Here is a 25,063-nt window from a genome sequence, read left to right as displayed (position 1 = left end):
ATGTTAATAGATCTTAGTGGAAAAAAGGCCTTAGTAGGAGGTGGTTCGGATGGAATTGGAAAAGGGATAGCATTGCAATTAGCTTCGGCAGGAGCTGAGGTGTTCGTGATGGCGAGAAATGAAGAGAAGCTTAAGGCCGTAGTTGCGGAATTGGATGATGCCAAAGGGCAACAGCATGGCTATGTGATCACGGATTTTAATGATCTGGAAAAACATAAAGCCGTGTTGAAGGACTTTTTTGGTAAACATCACATTGATGTTTTATTGAACAATACCAATGGTCCTCAACCGGGCAATGTCCTATCGAAAAAGGAAACGGATTATCAGGTAGCTTTTGATCTCTTGTTCCAGAATGCGGTAATTGCCAGCGAATTGGCATTGCCCCATATGAGAAAGCAGGGATTCGGCCGGATCATCAATGTTTCATCGCTAACCGTTAAAGAGCCACAGGATAACCTGGTCCTTTCCAACAGTATGCGGATTGCCCTGGTCAGCTGGAGCAAATCCCTTTCTGCTGCCGTAGCCAAGGATGGAATTACCGTTAATTCCATTATGACGGGCTATTTCGATACTGAGCGCTTACATAGTCTGATGGAAGGACAAGCCAAACAACAGGGAATTCCCCTGGAAGATGTCAAGCAGCAGCGATTGGAAAGCATTCCATCAAAAAGATTGGGATTACCTGCCGAATATGGCTTTTTAGTCACCTTCTTGGCTTCAGATTATGCCTCTTATCTCAATGGTGCCAGCATCCCCTTGGATGGTGGACTTTCTAAAGTGGTTTTTTAAAGGTTTTTTTTAAGATATATTCTAATTGGAAGCTATTCAGCTTCCAATTGTTCTTTATATAATCTTTTGTTCTCTTCCATTTCTTCCGGCATTTCCGGGTATTGGATATCCTTGTACTGTGATAGTACATCGTAAATGATCTGCGCAACGAGATACCGGCTTACGGGTTTGCTGTCTGAGGGGATAACATACCATGGCGCATGTTTTTTACTGGTGTTTTTGATCGCGTCTTCATAGCATACTTGGTATTTGTCCCATAAAGCTCTTTCTTCCAAATCGCCAGGGGAGAACTTCCAATTCTTTTCCTCTTCCTCCAAACGGCTCAATAGCCTGTTCTTCTGCTCTTCCTTACCAAGGTTCAGGAAGAACTTGAAGATGATCATCCCGTTTTCCGCCAATCTTTTCTCAAAATTGTTGATCTGCTCGAAACGCATATCCCAAAAATTCTTCGGCAATTTCTTGGGGTCGGTGATTCCCGGTATGCGTTCGTTCAATAGATATTCAGGATGAACCCTGGTAACCAAAACATTCTCATAATGCGTTCGGTTAAAAACAGTGAACTTTCCTTTCTGCGGTAATTTGATTTCATGTCGCCAAAGGTAATCATGCTGCAGTTCCTCCTCGCTAGGGGTTTTGAAACTTTCCACCACGACCCCTCGCACATTCATTGCCTTGAAGACTTCCCTGATTAAAGAGTCTTTTCCGGCCGTATCCATGCCTTGAAGGCAGATAAGGACACTATATCGGTCATCGGCATACATCTTGTCCTGCAGGTCAGCTATTTTTTTGCGCAGTTCCTTCAATTTTTCTTTCGCTTCATCCGAACTGATATCCTCTTGGAATTTGGAGGGATGATCGGAAAGCTTAAAATCCTTATCAGCCGTTAGTTTCTTTGCATAATTCGCCATATTGCTTTTTTATCTGATTATAACGTTATTTGATTATATTCTTAATTATAATTAATTTTGATTATAAATTCTAATATAACTATATTTGGTTATAAACTGATTTATAATCGTTTTCGGTTATATTTTTGATGAAAATAATTCTAAAGAAATTATAAAGGAAATTTAGGAAATAAAACAGTAAATTCAATCATTATGAACCAACGAATCATCATAACAGGAGATGTAGTGCATTCAAGATCCCAGGATATCGGATTGTGGATGCCCGAATTAGAACATAGTCTTCGACTCCATGCGCAGCGTTTTGATGTGTTCCGGGGAGATAGTTTCCAGGCTGAGGTAGACGTAGAGCAGTTGTTTACCACTATTTTTCATTTGAAAGCTTCATTAAGAAGTTTTGAAAATATGGATGTTCGGTTAGGGATAGGGATTGGAGAGATCAGCTATATAGACCCCGACATCAAAAAAGCTTCCGGCACGGCCTTCGTGTATTCGGGCGAAGCATTTGATCATCTGGGGAAAGAAAGTATCCTGTTCAAATCCGAAAACGAGGATTTGGATGCCTTCTTGAACCTGACAACCAGCTTAGCCTGTCTGATTGCCGAACAATGGACGGTGAATATGGCGGAGTCGGTCAAAGCGGCATTGGAAAACCCCGAGGCTACCCAACAGGAATTATTGGAAATAATAGGTCGGAAGCACCAGAGCCAATTGAGCTTAGAGCTCAGGAAGGCGAATTATGCGAAAATTCAACAGGTCATACGATATTGTACACAAGAATTAAGAAAACATGCTTAGTTTATTATTGATGTTTCTGGCCCATATCCTTGGGGATTTTGTTTTGCAACCTAGGTCTTGGGTGGAAAAAAGAACGGCTAAGATTCAATACCTATTTTATCATATCGCTGTTCATGCAGGATTATTATTCTTGTTTTTCTCCTGGGATTTGACCGGGAATTGGCAGAACATCCTTTTTTTAACAGCAGCACATTTGGCCATTGATAGTGCTAAGATCGGTTTTGAGATAAAATTCCCTAAGCATGGGGTCTTGGCCTTTATCATCGATCAGCTACTGCATATCGGGAGTATCCTTGTCGTGTTTTTCTTCAATAATCCTGAGAAATGGAACGCGCTCATCGGACAAATAGATCCGTATACCATCCTTTTGTACCTCATAGCCATCATGATGCAGCTGTTTGTGGTGCCGATCATTATTCGGGTATACATCAGTAAATGGAACCAAGAGGTAGAGTTCAACAATAAACGGAAGGAAACCCTATTTGAGGCTGGAAAATTGATCGGGGTTTTGGAAAGGGTCATGATCTTATGTTTCGTTCTGTTGGATTTCATGGAGGGCATCGGCTTTCTTTTGGCTGCCAAATCCATATTCCGATTTGGCGACCTCAGCAATGCAAAAGATACCAAATTCACCGAATATGTACTGATTGGCACACTGTTGAGTTTTGTGTTAGGGACCTTGATTGCCTTAGGCTTAAAACAAGCACTGATTTTAATATAAAAACAAACATAAACCTATATAAAAATGAATATCCTTAAAACCTATACCTTATTGATTTTCATGGTTTTTACCATGATTGGATCAAGCTATGCACAAAGCCCTACGTTTGAGGAAGATCTGCAACAGATTATACAGAAGCATGAGGCTGTTGGTCTAGCTATAGTGGTGGTAAAGAATGGAAAACCCGTATTCGAAAAGGCCTATGGCTACAAGGACCTAGAAAAGAAAACCGCATTGAGTACGCAAGATCTGTTTCGGATCGCGTCGATCTCCAAATCTTTCAGTTCTACTGCAATTATGCAATTGGTGGAGCAGGGAAAAATCAGTCTAGATGATGATTTCAGTGATCTGGTCGGATTCAACGTGCGAAATCCTAAATTCCCGAATACCAAAATAACATTAGAAATGGTGCTATCGCATCGTTCTAGCCTGAACGATAGCAATGGATATTTCACTTTTGATGTCCTGGATTCTACGAAAAACCCCAATTGGGCTAAATCCTATAATAATTACGAACCAGGCACAGGCTATGAATATTGTAACCTTAATTTCAATATGGTAGGGGCAGTTCTTGAAAGGATCAGCAATATCCGTTTTGATAACTACATCGAACAGCAAGTATTAGCTCCCTTGCAATTACAGGCAGGATACTGTGTGGATTCTTTGGACCAAAGCAGGTTTGCTAAGCTATATGTAAAAACCACTGGGGTTTTTAAAGAGCAACCTTCTGCCTACAATCCGCGATCAGAAGAAATCAGGAATTATACGATGGGTGTGAGCACCCCTGTATTCTCTCCAACCGGGGGGCTTAAGATCTCCGCCAAGGACCTGTCTACCTATATGATGATGCACATGAACTATGGGAAGTTGGGAAAAGTAAGAATCCTCAAGGCGAAAAGTTCAAAAAGAATGCAGAAAGGCTTGTCTGCTAAAGAGCATTATGGATTAGCCTTATTGGAAACCAATGATCTTATTACTGGAGAACATTTAATAGGGCATACCGGCTCTGCCTATGGACTTTATAGCAATATGTTCTTTGAACCCAAAAAGAAATTTGGGTTTATCGTCATTACCAATGGCTGTGTACCGAACTTGGTAGAGGATGGACAGACCCTCAAATTTTCCAAGGAAGTTATCAATCTATTATACAAGAACTATATTAAAAGATAAAAAATTGACTATTTTTGTCAAGATTATTCAATGAAATTTAATTAAGGATGATTATACAACCAAGAACTAGAGGTTTTATTTGTTTAACTGCACATCCAGATGGAGCAGCACAACACATCAAAAACCAAATCGAATACGTGAAATCAAAAGGAAAGATTGCTGACGGCCCTAAAAAGGTATTGGTAATCGGTGCTTCAACCGGTTTTGGTATTGCTTCTCGTATTTCTGCTGCGTTCGGATCTGATGCAGCTACTATTGGCGTGTTTTTTGAAAAACCAGCTACCGAAGGAAAATTAGGTACTGCAGGTTGGTACAATACCGCTGCTTTTGAAAAAGAAGCCCAAGCGGCAGGCCTTTACGCCAAAAGTATCAATGGCGATGCTTTCTCTGATGAAATCAAGCAACAGACCATTGAATTGATCAAGAAAGATCTTGGACAAGTGGATCTAGTCGTCTATTCATTGGCTTCACCTCGTCGTACGCATCCGAAAACAGGCGTGCAACATGCCTCTGTATTAAAACCTATTGAAAAACCATTTACCGATAAAACGGTAGATTTCCATACTGGTGTTGTTTCTGATATCACCATCAATCCGGTGGAACTGGAGGATGATATCAATAATACCGTAGCCGTAATGGGTGGCGAAGATTGGAAATTCTGGATAGAAGATCTGAAGGCTGCAGGAGTATTGGCAGAAGGTGTAAAAACCGTTGCATATTCTTACATCGGCCCAGAATTGACCTATCCAATCTATAGAAACGGTACGATCGGTCGTGCTAAAGATAATTTAGAAGCAACTGTTCCAGCTATCAATGCGTTGTTAGCAGATATTAATGGGGTTTCTTATGTTTCAGTGAACAAAGCTTTGGTAACCCAATCAAGTTCTGCTATTCCTGTGGTTCCATTATACATTTCTTTGTTGTACAAAGTAATGAAGGAAAAAGGGATACATGAAGGAACGATCGAGCAGATGCAACGTTTGTTCGCGGAAAGACTTTACAACAATTCGGATCTTCAGTTGGACGAAAAAGGAAGAATCCGAGTGGATGACCTGGAAATGCGTGAAGATGTGCAACAGGAAGTTGCTGAATTATGGAAAAAAGCTACTACTGAAAATCTGGAAGAGATTTCTGATATTCAGGGTTACAGAAATGATTTCTTCCAATTGTTCGGTTTCAATTTTGATGAGATCGATTATGAAAAAGATACAAACGAAGTCGTTCCAGTACCAAGTATCGGCTAATATTTCTTTTTAGGAATAAACTTATAAGAAAGGCTTTCTATCTATTAGGAAGCCCTTTTTTATGCCTATAAAACCATCCAAAAGTCCAATTTATTTATTGATAGTCAATCTAAATTTTCCGTAATTCATTAAAAAATTAAAGATGTTCAAACCTTTTTTTATAATTTTAACCCATTATTTTGATGTTGGGGGATGTAAAATCAAAATAACTACCATAACTAACTATTAATTAATGAATAATCAGGAGATTGTAGAAGATGATCAATTGTACCTTAGCGAGGGTATTCAAGAACATGGTTTTCTATTGATTATAAACCATGACTATTCTTTGGTTGCCCTGAGCGAGAATTGTTCCGATTGGTTGACCAACCCAGTGAACCATTACATCGGTTCTAATATCTGGAAATTTATTGCTACTTATTTCCCAAACTACCAAGAGAATTTAAAGAAGGGGATTGATGAGGTCTTCGAAGATTCAGACGAGCGTGTTTGGATGGAAGTAGAGGTAGGGCCTTTCGGTTGCTACCTAAATGTTTATGGTACAAGTAAATATATCTATCTGGAGTTTGAAAAGAAGGCTATTGATCAAAATGTTTTCTTTCCTAAGATTGAGGTGTTTAACAACCTATTAGTAAAAAACAAGGATCGGATCTGGGAGGTTACTTCAGCGTATATTTCGAAAATAAGTGGCTTCGATCGAATTCGTGTTTTTGCCTATGATAAGGACAATAATGGACTTATAATAGCTGAAAATATTAAACATCCTGACTTAGAAGGTATTCTAGGGTGTTATTATCCTTACACCGATGTATTTCGGTTGGCAAGGAACATTCATGTGGTCAATTATAGTCGTTATACGGCGCAGATCAATGGACCAACCATCAAGATCATCTCCAATGGAGTGGATCATCCTAATCTTTCCCAAACCAGTGTCCGAATGGTCTCGCCCATACATGCTGCCTATATGCTGAAGGATGGGGTGAACTCGAACCTCAGTGTGTCCATTATTGTAGATGGTGAATTATGGGGATATGTTTTCTGTCAAAGTAAGGATGCTAAAAAAGTAAACCTGCTTAAAAGAGAAGCCTTGGTGTATTTTGTGCAGATGGCTGTGAATCAGTATGTTGAAAACCAGGATCTCAAAGACCGTAAGTTTTACGAGGAAATAAGGGATTTTGAACTTCTGCTAAAAGAAAAATTATTAGTTCAGAATGATCTATACAAAGTACTCAACGATTTAGGTGATCGTTTATGTTATTTTGCGAAGGCGGATGCCATGGCCATCCTGAGCAAGGATGAATTACATACCTACAATATCTCCATTGGGAAGCGTAAAGTAGATGCCATTGTTGATCAGATTCGTAAAGTAGAAAAAGGAAGTTATTTTACGGATGAAGAATTTGTATTTAAATACGGCAAGAAACTAGGCTTGGAAACCGAGCGCTTTGCTGGTATTTCGGCTATCTGTGTGGATGAAAAGGAATCTTTAGCCTTTTTGTTCTTCCGGAAGGAAAAAATCCAAAAAAGGAAATGGGTGGAAAAACCGGAAGAACTTATTGCGGAAGGGAAACCTAATGTGCAATTTGTGCATGAAGATCATCCTTATTTGGATGTTTGGCATCAAACCACCTATCATGCCTCCGAGAAATGGACGGATATGGAGTTTTTCTTTTTCAAAAGGTTGCGCGAGATTGTACTGGTGAGTTTCCGGATGCTAGCCGAAGAGATCCAAAAGCTGAACCTCGAAGTGCTCAATTTGAATACGGCATTGGATAATTATGCCAATACCGTAAGCCATGATCTGAAGAATCCATTATCAGCTATCAACCTTTCAGTACAGATGATGATGCAAAAACCAGACATGTCGGAAGTGTTGAGAATGAAAATGCTCAAGAATACCAAAGAAGCAGTCAACATCATTAATGAAATGTTGCGTACCATCCATGAATTTTCAAAGGTCAAAGGCTATGATTATAAAATGGAATCGGTATATACCCAGGATTTCATCCCGCAGATTGTTGATTTCAGTAAGTTGAGATATGCTGCTGATCATGCAGAAGTAGAATTTGGCAACCTTTTTCCTTTACATGGTGAGAAAACCATTATCTATCAATTATTCCAGAACCTGATTGGTAATGCAGTGAAATACAGTGCGAAAACAGCTTCACCTAAAATAAAGATTTATTCCGAACTGGATAATGAATTCGTTCGCTATCATATTATTGACAATGGAATTGGGATGGCAAAGGAAGAACTAAGCAATGTCTTTGATAGTTTTAAGCGACTTTCCAATGCGTCAGAGTTTGAGGGTACAGGACTTGGGCTATCCATCGTAAAAAGAATTGCCGAACGTTTGCATGTTAAAGTCCAAGTAGATAGCGAAATAGGTTTAGGGACTGCTATTCAACTTACCTTTCCGAACGACAACTAAATAATTCCGAAATTAGAAGCCTTAAATAGGGGAAAACCTCGTTTAAAAAAATTATATTTGCGAATTAATTTGAAGGGATAATCACCTATATGAAGCAAATACGCAATTTTTGTATCATCGCGCACATTGACCACGGTAAAAGTACATTGGCCGATAGATTGTTAGAGTTTACAAATACCATCAGCCAACGTGAAGCTCAGGCCCAATTGTTGGATAATATGGATTTGGAAAGGGAAAGAGGGATTACGATCAAGAGTCATGCTATCCAAATGGAATTCCAAAAAGATGGTCAACAGTATATCCTTAACCTGATCGATACACCTGGACACGTGGATTTTTCCTATGAAGTTTCCCGTTCCATCGCGGCCTGCGAAGGTGCATTATTAATCGTTGATGCTTCACAAGGGATTCAGGCCCAAACCATTTCCAATCTATACCTAGCATTGGAACATGACCTAGAAATCATTCCTATCTTAAATAAAATGGATCTTCCTGGCGCTATGCCAGAGGAAGTGAAAGATCAGATCGTGGATCTTATAGGCGGTAAAAGAGAAGATATCATCCCTGCATCAGGAAAGACTGGATTGGGTATTCCTGATATCCTAAATGCTATCGTTGAGCGTATCCCTGCACCTGTTGGTGATCCGGAAGGACCGCTTCAAGCCCTGATCTTTGACTCGGTATTCAACTCCTTCCGTGGTATCATGGCCTACTTTAAGGTAGAAAATGGAGAAATCCGTAAAGGCGATCGTGTAAAGTTCGTTGCAACTGGCAAAGAATATTATGCGGATGAAGTAGGTACCTTGAAACTGAACCAGGTTCCTAAAGAAGTTATCAAAACAGGTGATGTAGGCTACATTATTTCGGGGATCAAAGAAGCCCGCGAGGTAAAAGTAGGAGATACCATTACCCATAAAGACCGTCCTTGTGCATCTGCGATCCAAGGTTTCGAAGAGGTAAAACCGATGGTATTTGCGGGTATATATCCCGTGGATACAGAGGATTACGAGGAGCTACGTGAATCGATGCATCGCTTGCAACTGAATGATGCATCCTTGGTGTTTGAACCGGAATCATCTGCGGCATTGGGATTTGGATTCCGTTGTGGATTCTTGGGAATGCTCCATATGGAGATCATCCAAGAGCGTCTGGAACGCGAGTTCGATATGACCGTGATCACTACGGTGCCCAACGTATCCTACAAAGCTTTCTTGACAAAGGACAACGAAGAAGTGGTGGTTCATAACCCTTCTGATCTTCCAGATCCAAGTAAATTGGATAGCATTGAAGAACCTTATATCAAAGCGAATATCATTACCAAAGCAGAGTTTGTTGGTCCTGTAATGTCGCTTTGTATCCAAAAACGTGGTACCATCATCAACCAATCATATTTGACCTCCGATCGTGTGGAATTGGTGTTTGAGATGCCAATGGGAGAGATTGTTTTCGATTTTTACGATAAACTGAAAACCATTTCCAAAGGCTATGCTTCATTCGATTACCATCAGATCGGTTATAGAACATCTGATTTGGTTAAATTGGATATTCGTTTGAACGATGAGCCTGTAGATGCACTATCCTCCTTGATTCACCGTAGCAATGCCTACGATTTTGGTAAGAAAATCTGTGAGAAATTGAAGGAATTATTACCTAGGCAACAATTTGAAATCCGTATTCAGGCATCCATCGGAGCCAAGATCATTGCCCGCGAAACCATTTCTGCCCTACGTAAGGATGTAACTGCCAAATGTTATGGTGGTGATATTTCCCGTAAGCGTAAATTGTTGGAAAAACAGAAAAAGGGTAAGAAACGTATGCGTCAGGTAGGTAATGTGGAGATTCCACAATCTGCATTTATGGCGGTATTAAAACTTGATTAATTTACAACAACCTTTTATAGATAACATGAAGTTACTGGACGGAAAAGAAGTTTCTGCAAAACTTAAAGAAGATATCAAAAGAGAAACTGCTGAGCTGACTCAAACCTTAGGTCGTAAACCGCATTTGGTTGCTATTCTAGTCGGAAACGATGGGGGTAGTGAAACTTATGTGGCTAGTAAAATGCGTAATTGCGAGCAGGTTGGCTTTGATTCTACCAACCTACATTATGAGGACAGCATTACCGAGGAAGCGTTATTGGCAAAGATTGCCGAGATCAACCAAGATGATTCCATTGATGGATTGATCGTTCAATTGCCATTACCTAAGCATATTGATCCAGAGAAAGTTACTGAAGCTATAGATTATAAAAAAGATGTGGATGGATTCCATCCGATCAACCTGGGAAGAATGCAGCGTAATCTGCCTTGTTTTATCCCTGCTACTCCTTACGGGATCATGTTGATGTTGGAACATTATCAGATCAATACCTCAGGCATGAAAGCCGTGGTGGTTGGCCGTAGCAATATTGTAGGCTCTCCGATGAGTATTCTATTGGCAAGGAACAGCAATCCTGGGAACTGTACAGTAACATTGACCCACAGTAGAACACAGAACCTGAAAGAAGAAGTTCTTCAAGGGGATATCGTTGTTGCAGCCATTGGTCGCAAGAATTTTGTGACGGCAGAAATGGTGAAAGAAGGTGCTATAGTCATAGACGTGGGAATAAACAGAGAAAACTCTTCAGAAACAAAATCAGGGTTCAAATTGTACGGAGATGTTGATTTCGAGGAAGTTTCCAAGAAAGCATCTTGGATTACACCAGTTCCAGGAGGAGTAGGTTTAATGACCATTATCGGCTTATTGAAAAACACATTAGAAGCGGCTAAAGGCACGGTTTATCGAAAAGCATAATTTGGTATAAATTTTGCAACATCCTCCGAGAAAAATGTTAAACAAAAACACACGAACATTTAATTTTACAAACATGAAAAAACTTGGATTATTAGCGGCTGTTGCATGTGCTATCTCTTTTTCGGCATGTAATAACAACACATCAACCATGGATAAAAACCATGACGGTGATACTACTGCTGGAGAAAGATTGGATCATTCCATTGAATCAGCTGAAGATCACGCTGCTCACATGAAAGCAGATGCAGATAAAGCAGCTGCTGATGCGGAAGCTAATCTTAAAAAAGCACAAGCTGATTTAGATGCAGCTGTGAAAAGTGGTGATAAACAAGCAGAAGAAGCTGCTAGAAAAGCAGTAGCAGATGCGGAGACTGCTTGGGAAAAAACCAAACAAGCAGCTAGAGATGCTGCTGAAGCAGTAGAAAGAGGTGTAGATAATGCAATCGATGCAACTAAAGAAGCTGGACAAAGAACCGGTGATGCGATCGAAAATGCAGCAGATAGAACGGCAGATAAAGCAAAAGAACTTTCTAACGAAGCAGAAAGAAAAGCTAAAAACGTTAAAGAAGCATTAGAAAACTAATTTAATATATAAATTGGTTATTAAGTTTTTAATTGAAACGCCAAATCTGATTTGGCGTTTTTTTTATTTATTAGCATATTGAATTCATGATAGAAAAAGAGGTTTGGATCCGGGAAGCCATCCAAAAAACAGAAAGCAGAATAAGCGACATTAGCGCCGCAATGGACACGGCAAATGATAGTTTGGTCAACGATACGAAGAGCAGCATGGGCGACAAATATGAAACCTCCAGAGAAATGGCCCAGCAAGAACTTAGTCGGCTTCAACAGCAATGGAAACAGGCCCAACAGGATTTAGATACTTTACATAATTTACCTATAGAACCCTTAAAATTGGTGGGTTTGGGAAGCTTGGTTGTTACAAATCAGTTCCATTATTTATTGTCCATTTCCATCGGGCCTATGAAAATCGATCAGGAAACCGTCATGGTGATTTCGAAAGAATCTCCCATTGGAAAGCTATTGCTAGGGAAAAAAGTAGGGGACAGCCTGACCTTCAATGGAAAAGAAATCAAGATCACGAATTTATTATAAAACAATAATAATTTCTTAAAACCAATTTGGATATTTTTTGTTTAGATTTAAGTATAATTTACTTACATAAACAATGATTTTTATGAACCTACGAAAAATCTTATCAATGGCGATGGTTTCTGCCGTATTAGTATCAGGAACAGTCGCATGTAAGTCCAAAATTTCTGATGCGGACTTAAAAGCTAAAGTGGAAACAGCTATTCAATCCAATCCAAACGTTCAGGTGGATGTAAAAGACGGTGTGGTTACCTTGAAAGGTACTGCTTCTTCTGAAGAGGAAAAAACAAGAATGGCTGATGCTGCAAAAACTGCAGATGCCAAAGGCGTTAAATCTGTAGTGAACAATATCGTGGTTAATGCACCACAGATTGAAGTGAACACGAACACCGATGATTTAACTGCTAAAGTTCAAGCGTTCACCAAAGATTTTCCAACGGTACAGACTACTGTAGCCGATGGAATCATCACGGTAACTGGAGAATTGGAACAAGCTCGTGTACAAGCTTTGAAAATGGGATTAGATGCTTTGAATCCTAAGAGAGTTGACATGAGTGCATTAAAAGTTAAATAAAAAAGATTATTATGAGCTTATTAAGTAAATATCAAGTATTAGTAGATACAGCAAAAGCATCTGGGATTTCAGATTTGCAGGTGGCAGAACAAGATGGCGTTTTACAGATTCGTGGAACAGCTCCCAATGCCGATGTAAAGAATAAGTTATGGGACGTTTACAACCAGATTGATCCTAATTTCCTTACAGGAGATGTCGTAATGAACGTCGATGTAACTACTTCCGTTACAGGACAACAAGTAAAAGTGATCACGGAAAGCAGTAACTTGAATATCCGTAAAGGTCCAGGTACTGATCAGCCAATTGTTGGTAAAGCTGCAAAAGATGAGGTGATTACCTTGATCAGCCGCGCTAATGACCAATGGTGGTTAGTAAGAACGAAAGATGGCGAAGAAGGATATTGTTATGCACAATACTTAGAGCCAATCGCTTAAGTTTTTTAAATAAAAGATTAGAGGCCGTATCAAATTTTTGATACGGCTTTTTATTTATTTGGCTTAACAATGTTTAATGTCATTCTTCTTTTATAGGATTATAGAAACCGACTAGCTGTTTTTCGGAATTGATGTCCAGTACTATGAAGTAATTTCTTTTAGAATCTAAATAATAGGTTCGTTTGTTTTTTTCCTTCATCACATGATATCGTTCAGCAAAAAAGGTGTGGTCAATCTTCGATAACTTAACATCATGGTCGCCAAAGATTATTCCACTTAAAAATAGTTGGTTTCTACTATTGAACCAATAATAGAGGTATTTGCTATGTTCAGAAAGATTGGCATAATATAATGCACTAAAATCTTCCTCAACTGGTTTAACCTTCATCAAGGTTTTAATACGAGCGATAGATTTTCCAAAATGGACAAAGGGTTCCTGAATCCCTTGCACATACGGCGTGATGGTTAATTCCTTTTCTATGATTTTATCTTTCCAACTTACGCTGATGGTGGTTGTGCCTATATGCTGACCTTTCAAAAATCCATTTTCATCTATAATGGCCACAAAAGGATCTGAGGATGCCCATAAGATCTGGTCTTTATGATGGTCGGCGTTCAATTTTATTTGCTCATCATACTTCATTTCGTTGGGAAGATTCCTAATATCAAAAATAGGTTCTTCCGGATCCATGATTTTCCGACAGTGGCAAAACAGCAATAGGAAAGGGACAATTAAAATCGCCCACATCTTCCTTTTCCTTAAGTATTCCATGATGGAAAATAGGAATTGGAAGTTAACTCATTGATTATTAAATATTAATATTTATAGGCTATCTAATAATTCCAACCTACAAAGCGTTGTTGAAGTCCGGTATCACTAAACTCCCAAACCAAAAAGCTGAAACAACCCCCATCCCCAATTTCCTGCTTTACAAAATAATGCCCATCAAATTTTTTGGCCTCGTAGTTTTTGTTTGCATGCAGAATCCCCCATATATAATTCATAGGTACCTGAATGTTTTTTTTGTTGAACATAGCGCGCATACTCTTTACCTCGGTCTTTGGCAATCCGCAATCTCCACCAAAGTAAAACTGTCCATTTATTTTAACAGGGCTTTGGCTCTGCGGATAATATTCGATTTTCTTGTTCGATATGTTGAAAGTTTGTGTTTCCACAAGAAACTTGAATTCTTGAGGATTGGCCGATGGAAGGGCATCCATTATTTTAAATTGCGATTTATGGAGATATCCAGCCTTTAGATCTATATTTCCGTTTCCCAGGTTGTTCCTATTTTTCTGATCTATATATTGAACAGGTATCCAATCTGCATTTTTTTTCTCATGCATAAATTCTTCATCAAAAAGTATGACAGTGAATTTATCGAGCTTATCGATCACTTTAGCCTTATTATTACCTTCGGCCCGTACATTTGCATAGCCATCTTGACTACTAATTACTGCCAATTGTGCTTGTACAGCAAAGATGCTCCCCAGAAAAATCAATATTATTCCGATTAAATGCTTTACCATCATGTCTTTCATATTTAATTCTAAGGTACTTATATACTTATTATTTCCATAAAAAAGACTATCTACAAAACATTTACAGCATCCGTTGTTTTAACCTTTAAAGGTTAGTAAATTTAAAAATGGAACATAAACATCAATTTAATGCTGCTGGTGTTTGCGAAATCTGCAACCAGACCGATAAGATATATAAAAATGCTGATGTTACTCTAGCGCGATCCTCAAAAAGCAAAAAACATAGTCATGATGATGGCCACGAACATAGTCACGATCACGATGATGGTCATGACCATAGTCATGATATGGAAGGTTCTACTTTCCATCTATTCCTTCCAGCCATTCTAAGTTTAGTCTTGTTGCTCTCGGCTTTGGCATTGGACCACCTCATTGCTAACGATTGGTTTAAGGGATGGATCAGGTTAGGATGGTATGTATTGGCTTATATTCCAGTTGGATTACCCGTATTGAAGGATGCCGTGAAAAGCATCGGAAAGGGAAATTTCTTTTCCGAATTTTTCTTGATGGGAATTGCTACATTGGGTGCTTTCGCTATCGGCGAATATCCGGAAGGGGTCGCTGTAATGTTGTTCTATGCTGTTGGCGAAGCCTTCCAGACCTTAGCCGTAACCCGTGCAAAAGCGAATATTAAAAGTCTTTTGGATCAACGCCCAGATGTAGCTACAGTAATACGGGAAGGAAATCCCGTACTGGTCAAGGCTACGGATGTCCAAGTGGGCGATGTCATCCAGCTGAAACCTGGTGAGAAATTAGCCTTGGATGCGATCTTGTTAAGTGATCAAGCCTCTTTCAATACCGCAGCGCTGACTGGAGAAAGTAAGCCCGATACAAAAGTTAAAAACGATGCTGTGCTTGCCGGTATGATCAATCTGAAAAGCGTTGCAGAGGTAAAGGTTTCTGCAGCTTATGAAGACAGTAAATTGAGCAAGATATTGGAAATGGTGCAACATGCGAGTTCGCAGAAGGCTCCAACAGAACTGTTTATTTCCAAATTTGCTAAGATCTATACGCCAATTGTGGTTTTCTTGGCGATTGGTATTGCTTTTTTGCCGGCTATATTTGTTTCCGATTATGTTTTTAAAGATTGGTTATATAGAGCATTGATCTTTTTGGTGGTCTCTTGCCCCTGTGCTCTGGTCATATCCATTCCATTAGGCTATTTTGGTGGGATCGGGGCGGCCAGCCGAAACGGAATATTGGTGAAGGGTGGAAACTTCTTGGATAGCCTGGCCGCTGTAGAAGAAGTGGTCATGGATAAAACAGGTACCATGACCGAAGGTGTTTTTGAGGTTCAGGAAGTTGTTTTTAAAGATGGATTGGATAGGCAGGGGATATTGGAGGCTATAAATTTATTGGAAAGCAAAAGTACCCATCCTGCAGCTACCGCTATCCACCAATATGTTGGTGAGCCCAATCACGGTTTGTCCTTAACAGATGCAGAAGAGATAGCGGGACATGGATTAAAAGGAAGAGTGAATGGCAAAACTTATCTGGTGGGTAATGTAAAGTTGTTGGACAAATTTCAGGTGGAATATCCGAAGGAATTGAATGATTTGGTATATACAACCATTGCTATTGCGGAGAATGGGGAATATGTGGGGTATTTAACGATAGCAGATAAGATAAAGGAAGATGCAAAAGCTACAATAGAAAAACTGCATGCTTTGAAAGTGCGGGCTACGATGCTAAGTGGCGATAAAAATGCGGTGGTGCAATATGTGGCCAAGGATCTTGGGATTGATAGTGCTTTTGGTGATCTCTTGCCAGAGGATAAGGTGGAAAAACTGAAGGAATCAAAATCGAGGTCTTCCATAGTGGCTTTTGTGGGAGATGGGGTCAATGATGCGCCGGTTGTGGCCTTAAGTGATGTGGGGATAGCCATGGGGGGCTTGGGATCAGATGCTACAGTAGAAACTGCTGATGTGGTGATTCAGGATGATCGACCTAGTAAGATTCCGATGGCTATTGCAATTGGTAAAAAAACCAAGGCCATTGTATGGCAAAATATCATTTTAGCATTTGTGGTTAAGGGGATTGTTCTGTTGTTGGGTGCTGGAGGATTAGCGACCATGTGGGAAGCGGTATTTGCCGATGTAGGGGTGGCTTTGTTGGCTATTTTGAATGCGGTGAGGATACAGCGGACTGATTATAGGGACAGTGTGAAATAGTAATGTCATGCTGAGCGATATAGCAATGTCATGCTGAGCGAAATAGCATTGTCATGCTGAATGAAATAGCATTGTCATGCTGAATGAAATAGCATTGTTATGCTGAATGAAATAGCATTGTCATGCTGAGCGAAATAGTTTTGTCATGCTGAGCGAAGTCGAAGCATCTGTTCGTTGGTAACCGTACAGATCCTTCGACTACGCTCAGGATGACAATAAAGTCAATCAAGATGACAATAAAGGCGCTTTGGATGTCCAATAAAATCCCTGAGGAAATTATTAATTAACCCCGATAGTGCCTAAATCTTTAACTTCACCATTTGCTACCTCAATAGGCATGATGGTTTTCTCTAAATAAGGCGTAACAGTAGGTTGAACCAATAACTTATAAGTGCCTGATTTAACTCCTGGGAAGTAGAAATTACCCAATGTATCAGCTAATGTACCCAAAGTATCCGCTCCATTGATCAACAATAAGTTGGCTAGCGATTCTTTTGGAGAAACAATACCTTTAACAGCACCAGAAACAGCAACTGGAATAGCTCGGATTACTGGTTTCAGCATATATTTCCCATTCCCAGTCATGTGAATCGATTTCGATGCATCAAAATCCAATAATAGGGTATAGGCAACCCCTGGTTCCAAATTATCCTGAACCTTGATTTTTACCCCTGATGATTGACCACTAGGCGTAGTCAGCTGATGCCTAACACCATCGATAACCACTTCATTACCTTCATCCTCCAATACCAAACGGATTTCTTGAAGTTGGCCTGAAGGTACATCAGCATTTGCTAACACCGTATCACGACCTAAGCGATACAATAAGATATCAAAAGGATCATCATCGATATCCACCGTTTTGTTTCCTCCTGCGGATAAGATCTCAATGTGATCAATATTTAAAAAGATTTGATCGTAATACCCTGGGGCATCGGTCATTTTAATGGTGACTGGCGTGGTTCTGTTTAGATCCATCCCGTCATCGTTGCTACAGCTCGCAAATGATAGCGCTGCAGCAGCTAAGGCAAATGATAATAACGTTCTCATAGTTTTTAAATTGATAGTACTCTTTTACAAATCCTATGCCTATAAATGTTAAAACATAAATTTTAACATTTCGAAATCTTACGTTTTCCTCTCTAAAGCTGCTACTATTATTCGAAAAGAGAAACGTATATTATAATTTAAATTGATGTTCATCATAAAAAGTTATAAAATAAACTTAATTATTTTAATTTTTTTATATTTGCTTTAGATAAAAATGTTTAACAGTTAGGTTAAAGCTTAAAAAAGATTTAAATTTTAAAAATATTTTAGGAAATATTCCAATTAATTAGAAAAAATATTAAATATAAATTTAATTTACTGATTTTATAATTTTTGTAACCAAATTAGATATTTTTTAAACTTTCATAATCCGAAAACAGAAAATTAACCAAACACAATTAAAATATCTCCTTATTAAGGAGTTGAATTTGAAGGATAATGAAGGATGGTTTTATACCGAAATGGGGTTAGGCCATTTTTTACTGGAATTTTAATAAAAGGAAATACCATTTTTTAGGAAAATCCCGGAAACTACCAAACTATGAAAGACAGACTGAATAATTTCAACTTGTTGATCTTGATATTCTGTTTATTGTTGATTCTGCATATTCCATTTATGGCATATATGTATGATATTCCGATTGCCCTGTTATATGGTCCATTGTTATTGGCTTGCTTATGGAATTTGAGGCTACAAAGAATAAAGTTTCTAACAGTTTGCATGCACTTTTTACCTTTTTTTCTATTCTCCATACTCTATATCAATTGGGCTAGGGATTTACAAAAGTGGCATTTAATGATTGTTTATATCGCTTATATAAGTTCTTTAACCATCTATCCGACTTATGTATTGAGGAATACCCAAAAGGTAAGGGGAGCTAAGAACAGATATAAAGCTATTCTTTTGGAAATCCTCTGTCTTTTTGGTTTTATTGTAGCCTTCTTTTTGTTGACGATGTTGTTTTATATGTTTAAGCCATTTAATTATGATGTCCGTCCGGTTTATGTATTTATGGTCATCAATTGTATTGGGATCTTTATCATATTAGGGTTTTTGATTTCTCGATTTTCTATGGACAACCGTCGTACATACTACAATGTGTTGACTGCCGAAAAATCACAGCCGATAAAAATCACGGAGCAGGAGTGGGGAGCCTATCATCAGGTATTGCAACATGCAATGGAAAAGGACAAGTTGTTTCTGGATTCCAATCTCAGCATGGAAAAATTCCTACAGCATACCGGATTAAGTAAAGAGGTGATGCTACAATTCCTTGATCTACAGGCTAAGTGTTCTTTCTTTGATTGGTTGGCAAAATATAGGATTTTGTATGCCGTGAGTCTATTGAAAGGTAATTATCCGCATTTAAAGACCGCTGTTCTTTCGAATTTATGTGGCTTCAATTCTGTTTCTAAATTCAATAAATATTTCCACTTATATATGCGTCAGTCGGTAACAGATTTTAAAATAAGCAATCAAAAGTAGCATGGTCATTTTTTTTATATATGCATCGATCGTCATGATCTGTTTAATGAGTTGCCAGGTGTATTACCTCTTGCCTAACAAAAGCTCATTTGATAAGATTGTTTTTCGGTTATTGCTCGTCATGCTCTTCCATGTAAGTTTTGCAGCCATCTTTATTGATATTGTTAAAGGGTATCAATATGTCGATCGAGGTGCTCCCCTAGGCTTGTTATATGGTCCCATTTTATATTTTGCTTTCATGGCTTATGAAGATAAAAAACCAAAAGTTAAAACGGTATTTCTTCATTTCACGCCATTCTTGATCTTTTTGGGGATATATTTTTATTTCCTTACCTCTGAGGTGTTTCGTGTCAACTTTAGTAAAACCTATTATTTTGTCCTATATAGTTCTTTTGGCCTATCCTGGATGATATACCCCATATTTATCATGTTCAAAGGCAGGGGCTTGGATATTGCCATGTCGAACATCAAACGGATTTTTTATTTTTCGATCATCTTACTTTTGGTTCTTGCGGCCTTCATTTTGCCGCTGATATCTGCTCAGTTTCTTACACAGATCAGAAATACCTCGCAGCTATCTACCATCACCATTTATATGATCATGTTGTTTGGGGCGATCATTATTTATAATTACCTGTTGAAAGAATTGGTGGATAGGAAAACAGTGCATAGTGAGTTTGATTTTCTGAATCGTCCTTTTCCTATGGTCGAAGCTGAAAACCCGATTTTGGAATTACAGATGCCTAACCATAAACTCACGAATTATCAAGACCGGGTGTTGAATTACTTAAACCAGCAGCCCTACCTTGATCCTGGCTTTAGTTTGGATACCATGGTAAAAGATTTGAAGATGTCCAGATCGATGATCTCCCAATTTTTCAAGGAGTATTTTAAACAGAATGTATTGAAAACCATTAATTCTTTACGGATTGAGGCGGTATGCAAAGAGTTGGAACAACCAGATTTTGATATGAATATAGAAGAACTGGCTCTTCGATGTGGTTTTAGTTCGAGGGCATCTTTTTATAGAAATTTTAGTCTTGAAAAGGATTGCACACCAGTAGAGTACAGGGAACAGATAAAATCCAAGCTTTTGTAATATGAGGCAATTGTTCATTCTTATATTTATTGGACTCATGGTACCCATGAAAGGATTCCCTCAGGATGGGAATTTTGAAGAACGACTCCGTTACATTCAAAAGGATTTAAAAGAAAGAGATCTCCGAGCAGCCATCCGGCTTACAGATTCCTTGGTCACCGAAGCGGAAAGTGCTGAAGAAGAGATTAGTACCCTAATCTTACTTGCCAGTTTATATAAAGAATCGAAAGATTATGTTCGGGCGATCAGAAAGGGGTTATTGGCCGAACGCAAGGCCGAATTATCTGGATATTACGAGTTGGCGACTCAGAATTCGATTTTCCTTGCCGAAAATTTTCGGGAAGTGGGTCTGAATGTGGAAGCCCAACGTTATATTGAGATAGCCCATCAGAACCAGAACTCCATTGAAGACACAACCTTATTTGAGGAGGAAAGAATACACATCATCCAAGAGGAAGCTTTGCAGCTGATGAACAAAAGAGATTTTATTGCGGGTATTAAAAAATTGGAGCAAGGGAAATCCGCTTTATCCCAGATAAAGGTCCAAACGCCGCAGACGATCCTATTTAATTCTTCCTTCAGTTACCTCATGGGGCAATGTTATCTTCAATTATTAAAATTCGAACAAGCGATCAATCAGTTTGACAACGCCACCCGTCTTTTGGGAAGTATGGAGAGTAATTTTCGGGCATATATGTATCTAGGCAAAGCTGAAGCTTATCTTAAATCAGAAAAATTGGATTCTACTTTATCCTATTTGGGAAAGGCTAAGCCGTATTTAACGAAGTTCAATCGAATGGATTTTAAAGAACCTTATTATCTTGTTTCAGGCAGATATTATCAAAAAATCAATGACCATAAACAATCTAATGCCTATTTTAATGATTATGCTAATATATTAAAAGAGAAAACAGAATATTCCATAGCGGTTTCGGATGAATTGATCAAAGATTTAAACAATCAGAATTTGATCAGTCGCAAACGGAATCTTATCCTTGTTTGGTCGCTATTGATAAGTCTAGCTGTGTTCAGCGTCATTTATATCATCTTGAAAAGGAGATTGGATAATAATCCTACCCGGGAATCGGATCAGGTGATGGAATTCGACATGAATATCGAAGATGAACCTATTTTGGTTCCAAAGATCCTGATGAAGGAAATCAATACGGAAACCGACCTCAATATTTCATTGGATACAGAAAACAGGCTGGTGAAGGATTTGAACCAGATGGAAAATGAGCAGTTTTATTTGGATAAAAACATTACGTTGAACAAATTGGCGCATAAACTTCACTCTAATCAAAAATATGTTTCATACGTTATACGAAAATATAAAAACCAAAATTTCAACGACTATATTCTGCATCTTCGGATTCAATTCCTGATCAGAGAATTAAGTGAAAACCAGGTCATGTTGGATTATAAACTATCCTACCTAGCAGAGTTTTCTGGATTTTCTTCGCATAGTAAATTTACCATGGCTTTTAAGGCCGTTGTTGGTATACCACCTTCCCAATATATTGAAAATAAAAGAAATGAGATTTATTGAGTTTTGGAACAGGTAGAACCCATTCTAAAATCTCATTTTTATGCAGCCCTTTTTAAAAATCGGAAAACCTATACTGTCCACCCAAGCCGAAATTCCCGTTTCCTAGAAACTTTTTGCTCATAACTGGACATTTTTATCCTAATTGAAAGTTTGAAACTTCCTGCCAATTTTTCCCATAATCCTCATTTTTCCCGCTTATACGTAAAAATTACTGCGTCTTTATGAATAATATCCTTTTATAGAGACTGTGTAATTACCATAAATTGTCCTAAAACAATGCAAATTTTATTAATTATGGAAAATAGGTAAATATCCGGTTGATGAACTGTGATTTATTAAAAATAATTGAAATACAGATAGTTACCTATTCCTTAATGATGTCTCAAAAAATTCATATTGCAGATTATCCAATTATTGAGACATATTTTCCTTCCCATACATGGTAATTTTGAACTGTCGGTTTTGATACGCTATCTTATTTAAAACGCGCAAGAAAACGCTTATCTAAAATGACCAACTATTTAATCACCTTTTAAAACAAACAAGATTATGGAATTAAGTTTTTACCTACAGTATTACCTATTCTACTTACAAAATAAGTTTATGGGTTATCCATTCGTGATCCGATTAACTGTATTAATTGTAATGGGCTTGATATTCATTTATATCCTCAGTTTAATTCGTTTTGTTTGGATCAATTTGAATTTACGGAAAAAGGAAAGGGATTTTGCAAAATTATCTAGACAAGTAAAGGATCGTTTTGTTGCTATGCTGGGATCCGACGAGAAATATGGGGAGGATCGGGTTTTTCAAGAATTTGAGGACGTTATTCTACGAATGAATAATAAAACCAAGATCCAGATCACGGATTTGATCTTAAATACCGCCAATGAATTGAAGGAAGCAGGGAAAACTGTAAATGAGGATAACTACCGTTCCATCATCCATGTTCTGGACATACCTAGTTTTTGGGAAACTGAATTGATGTCAAATAATTCCAAGAGACGCCATATCGCCTTAAGAAAGTTAGATAATTTGGGTAATGGGTTGACAACATCGGTGTTGATGCGCTCTACAAACCATAAGAATAAGGGATTAAGAAAACAGGCTAGGGCGGCCGTCATGAAGTATGATAACATAGATCCGTTCAAATTTTTGGAAGACAGTTTTGATACGGATTTTAATGCCCTGGATGAGATCATGATTCACCATTTCTTAGTGGGTCGCCAGTCTGAGGGACCATTGCCGTTATTATCAAGGTGGGTTCAACATGCTAAAAACCATGCTTTCAAAGCATTTATGATAAAAGAGATCGGTTTTTTCAACCAAATGGAATGTGCCGAATTCCTAAAGGGATTATTAAAAACGGAGGAATCCAAATTGGTTAGAGCAGCTATTATTGAGAGCCTAGGAAATCTGGGTCGCCAGGAGGTGGAACATGAGATTTTCGATATGTATGGCATCTCTCCTGTAGAGATTCAAACGGCAATCATTAATGCGGTTGCAAAATTCAAAACCAAGATAGGGCTCGATTTTCTGACCAATCAGTTTTTCAGAACTACAGATAATGAACAAAAGGTTCATTTGGCTTATGCCATCAAGCAGTTTGGGGAAGAAGGAAAACTTCGGCTTACTAATCTTTCCACGAACTCCAATGAATTTGAGCGAAAGATATTCGATCAGGTTAATTATCAATTAGGTTAATACATCAGTCATGTTTGAGTTTTTATTCAATTTTTATGGCTATGCTATTTTTTTCTATGCGACGGCCATCACCCTGATTTATTTTGTCCTTGCCTTTATGGGATATTACAACATCCTAAGGAATCGGGTAAGGTATACCGAAAGGGAAGAGAATATCCTGACGACCTATCCCGAAACAGCTCCTGGAATATCCATAGTTGCACCGGCTTTTAATGAGGAAGTTATCATTTTGGACAGTATTACGTCATTGCTTTCCCTGAATTATCCAACTTATGAAATCATTATTGTCAATGATGGTAGTACGGATAACACATTAGAATTAATGATCTCCAGGTTTGAACTGATCGAAGTTCCTTACGCTTACATGGAAAAAGTGGCATGTAAACCCTTTAAAAGGACCTTTAAATCCGTCAACCCCCTTTACGATAAACTAATTGTAGTGGATAAAGTAAATGGAGGTACGAAGGCCGATGCGATGAATGCCGGGGTGAATGTTGCGAAATATGATTACTTCATCAATACGGATGTGGATTGTATTCTTTCGCCCGATACCTTGAGCAAGGTTATCCTTCCTGTCCTCGATTCTGATATTCCAGTCTTGGCAGTAGGTGCTACGATGCGCATGGCCAATGGATGTGATTTTAGGGATGGGAAAATTACGCGTATCAGACCTCCCGCAGATTTTATTCCGACCTTTCAGGAAACAGAATACTTGCGGTCTTATTTGGTGGCCAAGATGGGATGGTCTGCCATTAATGCCATTCCGAATGTGTCGGGAGGATTCGGGCTTTTTGAAAAAAGCTCGGTCATCAGCTGTGGAGGTTTTGATACGAAATCCCATGCCGAGGATATGGATATGACCTTACGTCTTATCGCCTATAAAAGAGAGCATAAATTACCATATAAGATTGTGCAAGTGCCCCATTCGCTCTGTTGGACGGAAGGGCCTCCAAACCTAAAGGTATTAATGCGACAAAGGACAAGGTGGGGAAGGGGCTTGTTGCAGATATTCTTTGTTCATCGAAAATTTCTGTTCAACAGGAAATATGGAAGAATGGGACTTATTATCATGCCATATGCCTTTTTCTTCGAATTGATGGCTCCCATCATCGAGTTCTCGGGCTTCTTCTTCCTGCTCTTTTTGCTCTATACTGAACAGATCAATTTCAATACGTTTTGGCTGATGTTGGCTTATGTATACCTCATCGGGATCAGTATATCCACCATCACCATTGTGTTTGATATTTCCCTAAGAAAACTATACCGTAATCTGAATGAATACCTTCGTCTAGTGCTGTTTTCCGCCTTTGAGGCCCTGCTATACCATCCCTTTGTCGTGATTTTTACGCTGAGAGGATATTGGCAATACCTCACCAAGAAAAACTTTAAATGGGGAACCATGACCAGGCAAGGGTTCAGTGGACAGAACGGTCAGGATAAATCTTCTTCAAAAGCTGCATAATTCATTCATCAATACCATCATATACTAA

General features: G+C 38.6%; 22 protein-coding genes. 18 read left to right on the top strand and 4 right to left on the bottom strand.

What is annotated here, in order from left to right; all coding sequences use genetic code 11:
* On the top strand, positions 1–789 hold the full coding sequence (locus E3D81_RS04715; RefSeq protein ID WP_134776609.1) for an SDR family NAD(P)-dependent oxidoreductase: 789 nt from the start codon (positions 1–3) through the stop codon (positions 787–789).
* A gap of 32 nt (positions 790–821) precedes the next feature.
* Here E3D81_RS04715 and E3D81_RS04710 read toward each other — a convergent pair whose 3' ends face one another.
* Complete coding sequence (locus E3D81_RS04710; RefSeq protein ID WP_134776608.1) at positions 822–1,697, bottom strand: PPK2 family polyphosphate kinase; 876 nt, start codon at positions 1,695–1,697, stop codon at positions 822–824.
* Between the two features lie 192 nt (positions 1,698–1,889).
* Between E3D81_RS04710 and E3D81_RS04705 the strand changes: the two genes are divergently transcribed.
* The 11 genes from E3D81_RS04705 (at position 1,890) to E3D81_RS04655 (ending at position 12,972) form a co-directional block, all read left to right on the top strand.
* Positions 1,890–2,492 (top strand): SatD family protein, encoded by a 603-nt coding sequence (locus E3D81_RS04705; RefSeq protein WP_099367440.1) that lies wholly within the window; start codon positions 1,890–1,892, stop codon positions 2,490–2,492.
* Entirely contained in the window at positions 2,485–3,213 is a 729-nt protein-coding gene (locus E3D81_RS04700; protein WP_099367441.1) for a DUF3307 domain-containing protein, read from the top strand. The genes E3D81_RS04705 and E3D81_RS04700 overlap by 8 nt, the downstream gene beginning before the upstream one ends.
* 24 nt (positions 3,214–3,237) lie before the next feature.
* A complete protein-coding gene (locus E3D81_RS04695) occupies positions 3,238–4,383 on the top strand; it encodes a serine hydrolase domain-containing protein (protein WP_134776607.1) in 1,146 nt (381 codons plus the stop codon).
* Between the two features lie 47 nt (positions 4,384–4,430).
* A complete protein-coding gene (gene fabV, locus E3D81_RS04690) occupies positions 4,431–5,627 on the top strand; it encodes an enoyl-ACP reductase FabV (RefSeq protein ID WP_099367443.1) in 1,197 nt (398 codons plus the stop codon).
* Between the two features lie 232 nt (positions 5,628–5,859).
* On the top strand, positions 5,860–8,058 hold the full coding sequence (locus E3D81_RS04685) for an ATP-binding protein (RefSeq protein ID WP_134776606.1): 2,199 nt from the start codon (positions 5,860–5,862) through the stop codon (positions 8,056–8,058).
* Positions 8,059–8,147: 89 nt separating this feature from the next.
* Positions 8,148–9,938, top strand: a complete 1,791-nt coding sequence (gene lepA / locus E3D81_RS04680; protein WP_134776605.1) for a translation elongation factor 4 — start codon at positions 8,148–8,150, stop codon at positions 9,936–9,938.
* 25 nt (positions 9,939–9,963) lie between these two features.
* Complete coding sequence (locus E3D81_RS04675; protein ID WP_134776604.1) at positions 9,964–10,851, top strand: bifunctional 5,10-methylenetetrahydrofolate dehydrogenase/5,10-methenyltetrahydrofolate cyclohydrolase; 888 nt, start codon at positions 9,964–9,966, stop codon at positions 10,849–10,851.
* A gap of 73 nt (positions 10,852–10,924) precedes the next feature.
* Complete coding sequence (locus E3D81_RS04670) at positions 10,925–11,434, top strand: hypothetical protein (protein WP_134776603.1); 510 nt, start codon at positions 10,925–10,927, stop codon at positions 11,432–11,434.
* An 86-nt stretch (positions 11,435–11,520) separates the two neighbouring features.
* Entirely contained in the window at positions 11,521–11,967 is a 447-nt protein-coding gene (locus E3D81_RS04665) for a GreA/GreB family elongation factor (RefSeq protein WP_134776602.1), read from the top strand.
* An 82-nt stretch (positions 11,968–12,049) separates the two neighbouring features.
* Positions 12,050–12,538, top strand: a complete 489-nt coding sequence (locus E3D81_RS04660) for a BON domain-containing protein (protein WP_134776601.1) — start codon at positions 12,050–12,052, stop codon at positions 12,536–12,538.
* Positions 12,539–12,549: 11 nt separating this feature from the next.
* On the top strand, positions 12,550–12,972 hold the full coding sequence (locus E3D81_RS04655; RefSeq protein WP_099367449.1) for an SH3 domain-containing protein: 423 nt from the start codon (positions 12,550–12,552) through the stop codon (positions 12,970–12,972).
* 79 nt (positions 12,973–13,051) lie between these two features.
* On the opposite strand, the gene E3D81_RS04650 is transcribed toward E3D81_RS04655, so the two are convergent.
* Positions 13,052–13,663, bottom strand: coding sequence for an Ig domain-containing protein (locus tag E3D81_RS04650; protein WP_167554233.1), 612 nt, complete (start codon positions 13,661–13,663; stop codon positions 13,052–13,054).
* 143 nt (positions 13,664–13,806) lie between these two features.
* Positions 13,807–14,514, bottom strand: coding sequence for a hypothetical protein (locus tag E3D81_RS04645; RefSeq protein ID WP_134776599.1), 708 nt, complete (start codon positions 14,512–14,514; stop codon positions 13,807–13,809).
* Between the two features lie 107 nt (positions 14,515–14,621).
* On the opposite strand from E3D81_RS04645, the gene E3D81_RS04640 reads away from it, so the two are divergent.
* A complete protein-coding gene (locus tag E3D81_RS04640) occupies positions 14,622–16,685 on the top strand; it encodes a heavy metal translocating P-type ATPase (protein ID WP_134776598.1) in 2,064 nt (687 codons plus the stop codon).
* Between the two features lie 279 nt (positions 16,686–16,964).
* On the opposite strand, the gene E3D81_RS04635 is transcribed toward E3D81_RS04640, so the two are convergent.
* Positions 16,965–17,735 (bottom strand): DUF4382 domain-containing protein, encoded by a 771-nt coding sequence (locus E3D81_RS04635; RefSeq protein WP_099367453.1) that lies wholly within the window; start codon positions 17,733–17,735, stop codon positions 16,965–16,967.
* A 541-nt stretch (positions 17,736–18,276) separates the two neighbouring features.
* On the opposite strand from E3D81_RS04635, the gene E3D81_RS04630 reads away from it, so the two are divergent.
* The 5 genes from E3D81_RS04630 (at position 18,277) to E3D81_RS04610 (ending at position 25,035) form a co-directional block, all read left to right on the top strand.
* Positions 18,277–19,221: a helix-turn-helix transcriptional regulator gene (locus E3D81_RS04630; RefSeq protein WP_134776597.1), complete on the top strand. Its 945-nt coding sequence runs from the start codon at positions 18,277–18,279 to the stop codon at positions 19,219–19,221.
* Position 19,222: 1 nt separating this feature from the next.
* Positions 19,223–20,320, top strand: coding sequence for a helix-turn-helix domain-containing protein (locus tag E3D81_RS04625; RefSeq protein ID WP_134776596.1), 1,098 nt, complete (start codon positions 19,223–19,225; stop codon positions 20,318–20,320).
* Positions 20,321–20,366: 46 nt separating this feature from the next.
* Positions 20,367–21,869 carry a helix-turn-helix domain-containing protein gene (locus E3D81_RS04620; RefSeq protein ID WP_167554232.1) on the top strand — a complete coding sequence of 501 codons (1,503 nt, stop codon included), beginning with the start codon at positions 20,367–20,369 and terminating at the stop codon, positions 21,867–21,869.
* 549 nt (positions 21,870–22,418) lie between these two features.
* Positions 22,419–23,573: a HEAT repeat domain-containing protein gene (locus E3D81_RS04615; protein WP_134776594.1), complete on the top strand. Its 1,155-nt coding sequence runs from the start codon at positions 22,419–22,421 to the stop codon at positions 23,571–23,573.
* Between the two features lie 10 nt (positions 23,574–23,583).
* On the top strand, positions 23,584–25,035 hold the full coding sequence (locus tag E3D81_RS04610; RefSeq protein WP_134776593.1) for a glycosyltransferase family 2 protein: 1,452 nt from the start codon (positions 23,584–23,586) through the stop codon (positions 25,033–25,035).
* The last annotated feature ends 28 nt before the right edge of the window (positions 25,036–25,063 follow it).

Source organism: Sphingobacterium sp. CZ-2 (assembly GCF_004526235.1).
Lineage (GTDB): Bacteria > Bacteroidota > Bacteroidia > Sphingobacteriales > Sphingobacteriaceae > Sphingobacterium > Sphingobacterium tenebrionis.
Note: the sequence above shows the minus strand (reverse complement) of the source record. Positions and strands in the feature narration are given on the sequence as shown.